Origin of the sequence: Acrocarpospora pleiomorpha, assembly GCF_009687885.1 — a bacterium.
Classification (GTDB): Bacteria; Actinomycetota; Actinomycetes; order Streptosporangiales; family Streptosporangiaceae; genus Acrocarpospora; species Acrocarpospora pleiomorpha.
The window spans coordinates 74,076-83,558 of record NZ_BLAF01000053.1 but is presented as its reverse complement, the minus strand read 5'-3'; the positions used below and the strand labels follow the sequence as shown (position 1 = coordinate 83,558).

The window sequence follows — 9,483 nt, the reverse complement described above, 5'->3', positions numbered from 1 at the left end:
GGCCAGGGTGACGCGTTCCCCCGCCCTAGCGGCCCGGGACCCGGTGGCCGCGGCCAGCCACGCCCCGAGCGAACGCCGCCCGAACAGCTGCTGGCCTTTCCCGGCATCGGCCACGGCCAGCCGGACCGCGATCGCCGCCTCGGCCCGATCGATCGCCCGCGCCAACACCACAATCTCCGCCATCGCCGACTCCACATCAGACGGCACCCGCGACCCGTCGGCGGCGATCACCTCGATCTGGTGCAGCCACTCCCGTATCGCCGCCCCGGCCAAACCCGGGTCAGGGTGATCGGAGCGGCCAGGATGATCAGAACGACCGGAGCGGCCAGAATGATCGGAGCGGCCAGAGCGATCGGAGCGGCCAGAGCGATCGGGATGATCGGGATGGTCAGGGTGATCCCCGCACCCCGCATCACCGCCAGCACCCTGATCGGTCCCCCGCCCACGACCGGCACCCCGCTCAGTCTCCTCGGCACCGCGATCAGCCCGCCAGGTGCCCAAGGAGGGGGCGGGATCGGTGGGGGAAGAGGTGGCGGCACGGTGGTCAGGGAACAGGACTGCACCCGATGTCGTCATCGTGGACCACCTCCTGTCGTGGATCGGCTGGTCGACCTTCCACCAGAATATCGCTCACACGTTCGATTAGCAACTTTGTGTAGTCACATATGTGCGAATTGTCAGCATGGTGTGGTGTTGGCTTCGCGGCGCGTCAGCGAGATCTCCTGCTGCGGCAGCGGAGATCCACACGGAGTGCTGCGTGTGAGGGAGGTTCGCTCCACGTGTTGCCCGGTGCAGGTCCGACCCGGGCAGCGTGCGGCGGTTCCCGGTAGAAGGCAATGGGCAGCGCTCTGGGGACAGGGCGGCCTGACGCACGTCGACCCGGACGACAACATTGATCGAAACCGACCGATGTCCCCACCCGGTCCCAACGACCATGATCGGTGGTGGCCGGGCAAGCATGAGGTGGCCGTGCAAGCATGAGGACCACGGCGGAAACGTTCAGGCCATCTCCGCCCCGGACGGCCTCCCGATCTGGGCCCTCTGCGGTACGGCCCACGGACGCGAGCGTGACATGGCCCGCGCCGGCGAGTACGCCATCCCGCGAGTACGCCGTCCTCGGTCCCATGGACGCGCTCTCCACCAAGGGCTGGGGAGTACTCACCCACCGGCGGCTACCCGGCAGCAAGTCTGTCCGAAGGAAAACCCGATAGCCCTGATTAGGGGCTGGACTCTCGCCGACCTCGACCACGAGAACGCTCCGCAGTGGATCCGGCGATCGTGCAACAAGCCCAGGGACAACACGTTCACCCCATGTTCCTGCTCACGGGGGTGTCCGATTTGCTCGTGAATTGTGACGGCTTGACCGTCACGGTCAGCCGAGGTCTCCTTCCATGCCCGTCACGTACCGGCGGACGAGGGGATTCAGGTAGTCCACCTGCGGACCGCTGAGGTTCGCCAACTCGGCAGGGAAGCGTACAAACGCTATCTCCCGCAGCTCAGGGTCACGCCCCAGCGCAGCCTCCGCGGACAGCAGGGCTGCGAACCGTTCACGCAGCACCGGAGCCGGTTGAGGCGGAGCACGGAAAAGTATACCGATGCTTCCGTGCTCACCGCGTGTCACAACCAACAGAGTAAGGTCCTCCGGCGCCGTGTCGATTCCGGTCTCCTCGACCAGTTCCCGAGCCGCGTGCCGACGCAGCGCGGTCTCATCGAGGGGGTGATGGTCATCTGGCGGCTCGACCGATCCGCCCGGCAGTTGCCAGCGATCGGGAGTGGCCGTTGACGACGACATCCGACCCACCAGCAGGCCACCCTCATCTGTCGGCTGTACGACGGCGACGAACAGCGGCGGCAACGCGATGGCCTCCGGAACCCAACGCAGGGCGAAGTGCCGGTAGGGCACCGGTGCCCAGTGCAGGACCATGCTGTGGGGCTCATCCCAGTCCAGCCCCGTGCACGCCACCACTGGACCGTCGAACAGGCCAGGGTTTGCTTTGACCGCCTCGTCCCAGACGCGATCTCTGGCCAGCTGATGGTCGCGCGGCACCCGCGGCGCGGCACCTTCAACCAGGCGGAGCCGGTGAACGTCCAAGAACTCGACACCGGCAGGGTGCAGCTGTGGCTCGGTCACCGGCTCATGCTAGGTCGGCACAGGTTCACCATGAGGCTCAAGCCCGTCTGGAGGGCGTCGGGCCGCTGCGGTGTTGGGCGCATTATGCCGACATCGGGGGAGGGTCGGTGAGATCGGCATGGTTCGCGCCGATTGGGCGCGGCGCATGCCGTACAGGAAAGGGATCGGCGGGCCGGGACAAGTAGAGGTTTGTTCGGTAGTCTGGGTTCATCTTGTGAACTCAGGAGGCGAGCATGGAGTGGCAGCCGACGGCCTGCGTGTTGTGCGCCTGCAACTGTGGCATCGAGATCAAGCTGGACGGGCGGAGATTCGAGCGCATCCGTGGTGACAAGGCGCATCCGTCCTCATTGGGGTACACATGTGAGAAGCCGCTCCGGCTTGACCACTACCAGAACGGCGCCGACCGGCTGACCCACCCGCTCCGCCGCCGCCCGGACGGTAGCTTCGAGAAGATCGACTGGGACACCGCGATTCGTGAGGTCGCCGCCGCCTTCGCCGCCACCCGCGACGTTCACGGCGGCGAGACGATTTTCTATTACGGCGGTGGCGGACAGGGTAACCACCTCGGCGGCTCCTATGCCGGGTCGTTCATGCGTGCCCTCGGCGCCCGCTACCGGTCCAACGCTCTCGCCCAGGAGAAGACCGGCCAGTTCTGGGTCGGCGACCGCATGCTCGGCAACGTCGCCACCGGTGACTTCGACCACTGCGAGGTCGCGCTCTTCATCGGCAAGAACCCCTGGCAGTCCCACGGCATCCCGCGCGCCCGCCCGACCCTCCGCGAGATCGCCCGCGACCCGGACCGCTGCCTGATCGTCATCGATCCCCGCCGTACCGAGACCGCCGAGCTGGCCGACATCCACCTTCGCCCCAAACCCGGCACCGACGCCTGGCTGCTGGCCGCGCTCACCGCCACCCTGGTCCAGGAGGACCTGCTGCCGCACGACTGGCTCGCCGCCCACACCACCGGCCTGGACGAGGTACGCGACGTGCTCGGCAACGTCCCCATCGGCCTGTACGCGGACGTCGCCGGAGTGGACGAGTCCTTGATCCGGCGAACCGCCCGCCGCATCGCCGCAGCTGGTTCGGTGGCCGTGCACGAGGACCTCGGCGTGCAGATGACCCTGCACTCCACCGTCAACAGCTACCTCGACACGCTGATCTGGGCCCTGACCGGCAACTTCGGCCGCCCCGGCACCAACAACCCGCCGATCCTGTTCGCCCCTTTGATCGCGTTCACGCACTGGGGGTCACGCCCGGACCGGTTCAGCCCCGTCGCGGGCGCCCGGATCATCTCCGGGCTGGTCCCCTGTAACGTCATCGCCGACGAGATCCTCACCGAGCATCCGCGACGTTACCGCGCCATGCTCGTCGAGACCGCCAATCCCGCGCACTCGCTGGCCGACTCCCGCCGCATGCGCGAGGCGCTCAACGCCCTCGACCTGCTGGTCGTCATCGACGTCGCCATGACGGAGACCGCCCGCCTGGCCGACTACATTCTCCCGGCGCCCTCCCAGTTCGAGAAATGGGAGGCCACGTTCTTCAACCTGGAGACCCCCGCCAACTACTTCCACCTCCGCCGCCCGGTCCTCGACCCTCCTCCCGGCAGCGACCTCCTCCCCGAACCCGAAATCCACGCCCGCCTCTGCGAAGCCATCGACGCCGTCCCCGACCTCACCACCCTCCACAAGGCCCTGGCCGAGGGCCGCCCCGCCTTCGCCGCCGCCTTCCTGAACCTGCTGGCCGACCCCGGCGCGGCCAAAGTCGCCCCCGTCATCCTCTACCGGACCCTCGGCCCCACTCTCCCCGGCGACGCCGCCGCGGCCGCCTCCCTCTGGGCGCTGGCCCACAAGGTCGCCCTGGCCCACCCCGCGGCCGTCCAGCGAGCCGGAATCGAAGGCGAAGGCCTGGCCCTCGGCGACAACCTGTTCGACGCGATCCTCGCCAGTCCTTCTGGGATCGTGTTCACCGTGGACGAGCCCGGCGACGGCCTGACCCGTGTCAACACCCCCGATGGCAAAGTCCGCCTAGCGCTTCAGGACCTCCTCACCGAGATCGCGGCCCTCGGCGACGGCCCTCCCTCCGACCCCGACTACCCATTCGTCCTCTCCGCGGGAGAACGCCGCGCCTTCACCGCCAACACGATCTTCCGCGACCCCGCCTGGCGCCGCCGCGACCCCGCCGGCAGCCTCAGAATCAACCCTGCCGACGCCGCCACCCTCGGCCTTGTCAACGGTTCCCCCGCCCGCGTCACCACCCGTCAGGGCGCCGTCGAAGTCCCCGTCGAAATCACCGAAACCCTGTTGCCCGGCCACATCTCCCTCCCCAACGGCCTAGGCCTCACCTACCCCGACGCCAACGGCACCCTCACCAACTCCGGAGCCGCCCCCAACGAGCTCACCACCTCAGCCGACCGGGACCCGTACGCGGGAACCCCCTGGCACAAACACGTTCCCGCCCGAGTAGAGAACGTCCCGGGCCCGACCTGACCCAGCACCTGAGGCGATCCCCGGCGGCCCATGATTGCTGCGGACCGCTGGATCTGAGCGCAGCTCACTTGCGCCGATGTGACATGGTATCGACCGCGTGTTCGTATTCCCGCTAGGCTGGTGTGTGGCCCCGTCCGGAGGGGAAGACCGGGCGGGGCCTTACTCCTCCTGGACTCGTTCCGCCATCAATTTGGGGGGACGAGGTGTTCGACCGCGCGCTCGACCAGGTCGTGGAGCTGGGCCTCGGTGAACACGTCGGGGAGCGTGAGTTGCTCCACGATCAGCCAGTTCATGGCCAGGTAGAGGAGGAGCACCGTCGTGGCGTCGCCGGGCAGGCCGGACTCCATGTGGTAGGTGATGTTGGCGTCGATGTCCGCCTTGATCTGCTGGGTGAGGACGACGCGCAGGCCTGGCCGGCGAGTCGCCTCCAGGCGTAGTTCCAGGAGCGCCAGATAGCCGGTGCGATGGGTGCCGATGCGAGCGACCAGCTCGTGCATGAGCTCGGCGACGCGCTTGCGGTCGCGGGATCCATCCAGGCTTCTGGCCATGGTGGCGGCGTCCGGCGTCAGGTGCTCGTAGATACGCGCGCCCGCCTGGGTGAGTAGATCATCCCGATTGGCGAAATAGTTGGACGTCGTTCCACCAGGCACTCCGGCCTGACCGTCGACGGCCCGGAAGGTCAGCCCGCGTGCGCCCTCACGCGCCAGCACATCAATAGCCGCGTCGAGGAGGGCCCCACGCCTCGCCGGATTCTGCCGCACCATCGTTTGACACCACTCCACGCGTAGTACTATGGTCCGAACCACTACGGACAGAGTACTTCAAGTGGAGCCAGAGGATGCGGAAACTCGTCTACTACTTCGGTGTCAGCATCGACGGCTACATCGCCGGTCCCGCCGGGGAGTTCGACTTCTTCCCCGTGCCGGACGACCTGATGGAGTGGATCGTCGGCGAATACCCGGAGACCCTTCCCACCCACGCCCGCTCCCAATTCGGGCTGGATACGCCCAACCGAAATTTCGACACCCTGATCATGGGCCGGGGGACGTACCAACCCGCACTCGACGTCGGCATCACCAGCCCCTACCGGCACCTGGCGCAGCACGTCGTCTCCACCTCGACCACGATCACCGACCCCGAGGTACGGCTGATCGCCCACGACCCCGCCGCGGTGATACGCGAACTCAAGAAGCGAGAAGGCCTGTCCATCTGGCTCTGCGGTGGCGGAAAGCTGGCCGGCGCGCTGCTCCCGGAGATCGACGAACTCATCGTCAAGAGTTACCCCGTGATCGCGGGGAGCGGGATCCCCGCCTTCTCCGGCCTCTTCCGGCCGACCATTTTCACCCCGACCCAGGTCCGATCATTCAGTAACGGCACCACCGTGACTCACTACACCCGAACCTGAATCCGGTTCCCCCGGCTTCATCTGAGATGACAAAAATTTGTGTCATTTCAGTTATTCCTGCTATCGTCGACGGCGTGCCACCTGATACCCAGCTGATCTTTGCCGACCATGTCGGCCGTTTCTATGCACGTCAGTACGGCTTCCCGCCGATGGCTGGACGTCTGCTGGGGTATCTGTTCGTCTGCGATCCGCCGCAGCAGACGATCGATGAGCTGGGTGAAGCGTTGCTGGCGAGCCGGAGCGCGATCACTGGTGCGGTCAAGATGCTCGAGAGCTATCGGATGGCGCGACGGACGCGTACCGCTGGTGAACGGGTGGACCGGGTGAGTTTGGATCCGGCGACTCAGCAGCCGCAGAACTTCGACTCCGCGATCCACAAGGAGCATGCGGCGCTGTTCCGGGAGGGATTGGCATTGCTGGCCGATGCTCCGCCGGAACGCCGTGCTCCGCTAGAGGAGATGGTCGCGCTGGCTGAGTTCCTCGGCGAGCGACTGCCCGCGCTGCTGGATGAATGGCACACATATCGCGATGAGCTTCGGGCGTCGGGGAAGCTGCCCACTCCGGGCGGGTAGCGGATAACACCCCGTGGGGAGGCCCCCCCGGCCGACCGGCTCAGGGGCCTGAATTGGGAGGTTGCATCATGGCTGAATCCGATCTGTACGTCCTTCGGGAACGGGCCGAGAACGGTGACAAGGCGGCGATTGACGAACTAATCGAACTCGCCACCGAGCGCGGTGATATGGCTGAATTGCGGCGTTTGTCCGACCGTGACAATACCACCGCGAGTGACCAGCTGATCGAACTCGCCACCGAGCGCGGTGATATGGCTGAATTGCGGCGTTTGTCCGACCGTGGCAATACCACCGCGAGTGACCAGCTGATCGAACTCGCCACCGAGCAAGGTGACATGGACGAACTGCGGCGCCTCGCCAACAAGGGAAACGCCACCGCCGCCGAGCAGCTCATGGAACTCACCGCTGAGTAACACGAGGTGAACTGACTGCCAACCTCAAGATGATCGAGGCTCTTGCGGCATTACCGCCACGGATGGGTTGGTGGATCAAGTAACCGTGGGCGGCCAGGATGCGCAGGCTGGGGGAGGAGCCGGGGGCGTCAAGCAATTTGGAGATCAGTCCGCCGCTGAATGGCGCTGGATCTCTGACGGGAGCGGAGCGTTCGCCGGTTCCCAGGGCGTGGATTTGTCTTGTCGCAGCGGCCGAATTGTTCCCAGGCGTGAGCGATGCCGATGCATCAGCGGGGTGTGGCGTTGGCTTGGGCTACGCGGAAGCGGTCCTGGTCACCGCGTGTCCGCTGGCGTGAGCGGTCCCGATGCACCTGCGGGGTGTGGCGTTGGCTTGGGCTACGCGGAAGCGGTCCTGGTCACCGCGTGTCCGCTGGCGTGAGCGGTCCCGATGCACCTGCGGGGTGTGGCGTTGGCTTGGGCTACGCGGAAGCGGTTCTGCTCACCGTGTGTCCGCTGGCGCGAGCCAGGTTCGCGAAGCGGGCGGCGTCGCGGACTGCCGCTCCGGTCAGGTCGTTGTTGAAGTAGACGTAGACGTCGTCGAGGCCGTTGAGACGGCGGAGCCAGGAGCGGAGCGCGGTGTCGCCGTAGGACGGGGGAATGGCGGATCCGCCCTCGTGGAAGCGTAGGTAGGCCCAGTCGGTGGTACGCCACAGCGGGGTCTGGGGGCGGCCGAATCGGTCGCTCCAGCAGAGGGTGGCGGCGTGGGAGACCAGCACGTCCCGGATCTCGTCGGTCCACCATGATGGATGGCGTGGTTCGACGGCGATGCGTATGCCGGTAGGGAAGCACCCCAGGCATGCGGCGAGAGCTTCGGGGTCGGCGTGGAGGGTCGGCGGGAGTTGCAGGAGGACCGGGCCGAGCTTGTCGCCCAGCCCGCCGGCCGCGGCGAGCAGGCGATCGACGGGTTCCTTCGGGTCCGTGAGCTTCCTGACGTGGGTGAGGAAACGGCTGGCCTTGATCGCCATCACGAAGTCGTCGGGGGTGCGCTCGCGCCAGCTTTCGAAAGTCTCCCGGGCTTGGAGCCGGTAAAAGGTTCCGTTGTTCTCCACCGTCTGGAAGCACTCGCCATACCGCTCCAGCCACCGCTTCTGAGCGAGGCCGGGCGGGTAGAGCACTCCCCGCCAGTCGGCATACTGCCACCCTGACGTTCCTACCAACACCTAACCAGCATATCCCCAGGTCAGCGGGACACCAGTGGGCGGGGCGGCGGCTGGTCAGGTCCTGTGAGGATCGACTGGAGGCGCGGGCAGGGCATCGCCACGTTGACCGAGGAGAGCTGCCACGGTGACACCACCGCCACCGACGACGGCTGCCATCGCAACGTCGTGACGAACATGGCCACCCGGCCGCTGGAGATCGTGGCCCGCGGCCCTCGTGGAGGAAGCAGGTCCAGGCGGGCGGGGGAAGATGATCGTGCCCGTGCTGGGGTGCTTGCTGTGGCGGATGATCACGGTGTCCGCGGTCGGCCGACCTCGACGCGATTCCCGGCGCCGCTGTAGCTTGAGGTCCGCCAGGCAAGACGGTGTTCCGGGGCGGCGGCGATATCCGTACCCGCCTGGTCTGGTACGAGAGCGCGGCCAGCCGCCTGAAACCTACTCAGACGCGAGGGTGACGCGGACGCCCGCTGATTCGAGGTGTTTCGACCATTCGTCGGTGATGGAGTCGGTCACCAAATCGTCCACGGCGTCCCAGTTGAGGGTGCCGACCCGGGCGCGATGGCCGAACTTGCTGGAATCGGCGACCACGATGGTACGGCTGGCGCGGCGGACCATCACCTGGGCGACCTCCGCGTCGACGAGGCTGTTCCAGCGGACCCCGGATTCGAGGTCGAGGCCGTCGCAGCCGATCACGGCGAAGTCGGCGGTGAACTGTTCGAGGGCGGCGGTGGCCATCGGGCCGCTGGTGGCGAAGGACGAGCCGCGCAGGGTGCCCCCGATGACGATCACCTCGAAGACACCGACGCCGGCCAGGCGTTCGGCCACGTTCAGGGCGGTGGTGGCCACCCAGAGGGGATCACCCCGGCCGGCGAGCTCCTCGCAGAGCGCGAACGTGGTGCTGCCGTCGTTGATGAACAGGGCCGAGCCGGTGGGAATCAGCCCGGCCGCCGCGACGGCGATCATGCCCTTGTCGCGGGCGTTGCGGCGACGGCGAAGGGTGAACGTCTCGTCCAGGGTGCTGGCGACCGGGACCAGGGCCGCGCCGCCCCGGGTCCGCCGGATCAGGCCCTGGCCTTCCAGGGTCGCGAGGTCGCGGCGCACGGTGGCCGGGCTGGCGGCGGCGACCGCTTGGATCTCGTCCAGGGACGCGGTCTCCTGCCGCGCGAGCAGCTCCAGAACGTGCGCGTAACGCTCTTCGGCGCGACGCTCCGCCGTCGATCGAACCCCGGTCGATCGCTCATCTTCGCTCAAAGCGTTGTCTCTCATGATTGAAGCTGATT

The 9,483-nt window shown here is 67.2% G+C and carries 11 protein-coding genes; 5 read left to right on the top strand and 6 right to left on the bottom strand.

The genetic code is table 11. The features are described from left to right. The 3 genes from Aple_RS37000 to Aple_RS36990 all read right to left on the bottom strand — a co-directional run. Positions 1-183: hypothetical protein (locus Aple_RS37000; RefSeq protein WP_155349402.1), on the bottom strand; the 183-nt coding region annotated here is incomplete at its 3' end. 44 nt (positions 184-227) lie between these two features. After that, a complete protein-coding gene (locus Aple_RS36995) occupies positions 228-476 on the bottom strand; it encodes a hypothetical protein (protein ID WP_155349401.1) in 249 nt (82 codons plus the stop codon). Positions 477-1,372: 896 nt separating this feature from the next. After that, positions 1,373-2,131 carry an NUDIX hydrolase gene (locus Aple_RS36990; protein ID WP_155349400.1) on the bottom strand — a complete coding sequence of 253 codons (759 nt, stop codon included), beginning with the start codon at positions 2,129-2,131 and terminating at the stop codon, positions 1,373-1,375. Between the two features lie 233 nt (positions 2,132-2,364). On the opposite strand from Aple_RS36990, the gene Aple_RS55790 reads away from it, so the two are divergent. Further along, positions 2,365-4,617 carry a molybdopterin-dependent oxidoreductase gene (locus tag Aple_RS55790; RefSeq protein WP_155349399.1) on the top strand — a complete coding sequence of 751 codons (2,253 nt, stop codon included), beginning with the start codon at positions 2,365-2,367 and terminating at the stop codon, positions 4,615-4,617. A 185-nt stretch (positions 4,618-4,802) separates the two neighbouring features. Here Aple_RS55790 and Aple_RS36980 read toward each other — a convergent pair whose 3' ends face one another. Further along, a complete protein-coding gene (locus Aple_RS36980; protein WP_155349413.1) occupies positions 4,803-5,378 on the bottom strand; it encodes a TetR/AcrR family transcriptional regulator in 576 nt (191 codons plus the stop codon). A gap of 77 nt (positions 5,379-5,455) precedes the next feature. On the opposite strand from Aple_RS36980, the gene Aple_RS36975 reads away from it, so the two are divergent. The 3 genes from Aple_RS36975 (at position 5,456) to Aple_RS36965 (ending at position 7,007) form a co-directional block, all read left to right on the top strand. Beyond that, positions 5,456-6,022, top strand: a complete 567-nt coding sequence (locus Aple_RS36975) for a dihydrofolate reductase family protein (RefSeq protein WP_155349398.1) — start codon at positions 5,456-5,458, stop codon at positions 6,020-6,022. A 74-nt stretch (positions 6,023-6,096) separates the two neighbouring features. Beyond that, positions 6,097-6,594 carry a GbsR/MarR family transcriptional regulator gene (locus tag Aple_RS36970; RefSeq protein ID WP_155349397.1) on the top strand — a complete coding sequence of 166 codons (498 nt, stop codon included), beginning with the start codon at positions 6,097-6,099 and terminating at the stop codon, positions 6,592-6,594. Positions 6,595-6,662: 68 nt separating this feature from the next. Then, positions 6,663-7,007, top strand: a complete 345-nt coding sequence (locus Aple_RS36965) for a hypothetical protein (protein WP_218038690.1) — start codon at positions 6,663-6,665, stop codon at positions 7,005-7,007. 458 nt (positions 7,008-7,465) lie between these two features. On the opposite strand, the gene Aple_RS36960 is transcribed toward Aple_RS36965, so the two are convergent. Further along, positions 7,466-8,206 carry a DUF72 domain-containing protein gene (locus tag Aple_RS36960; protein ID WP_218038689.1) on the bottom strand — a complete coding sequence of 247 codons (741 nt, stop codon included), beginning with the start codon at positions 8,204-8,206 and terminating at the stop codon, positions 7,466-7,468. Positions 8,207-8,269: 63 nt separating this feature from the next. Between Aple_RS36960 and Aple_RS36955 the strand changes: the two genes are divergently transcribed. Further along, positions 8,270-8,545, top strand: a complete 276-nt coding sequence (locus Aple_RS36955) for a hypothetical protein (RefSeq protein ID WP_155349396.1) — start codon at positions 8,270-8,272, stop codon at positions 8,543-8,545. Between the two features lie 93 nt (positions 8,546-8,638). Here the strand turns inward: Aple_RS36955 and Aple_RS36950 are convergent, their stop codons facing one another. Further along, complete coding sequence (locus Aple_RS36950; RefSeq protein ID WP_155349395.1) at positions 8,639-9,469, bottom strand: DeoR/GlpR family DNA-binding transcription regulator; 831 nt, start codon at positions 9,467-9,469, stop codon at positions 8,639-8,641. Positions 9,470-9,483: the final 14 nt, after the last annotated feature.

Bases quoted from the DNA above. Each gene is read 5' to 3' on its own strand.
- Aple_RS36950 (WP_155349395.1), bottom strand. From the start codon at position 9,469: ATGAGAGACAACGCTTTGAGCGAAGATGAGCGATCGACCGGGGTTCGA.
- Aple_RS55790 (WP_155349399.1), top strand. From the start codon at position 2,365: ATGGAGTGGCAGCCGACGGCCTGCGTGTTGTGCGCCTGCAACTGTGGC.
- Aple_RS36965 (WP_218038690.1), top strand. From the start codon at position 6,663: ATGGCTGAATCCGATCTGTACGTCCTTCGGGAACGGGCCGAGAACGGT.
- Aple_RS36975 (WP_155349398.1), top strand. From the start codon at position 5,456: ATGCGGAAACTCGTCTACTACTTCGGTGTCAGCATCGACGGCTACATC.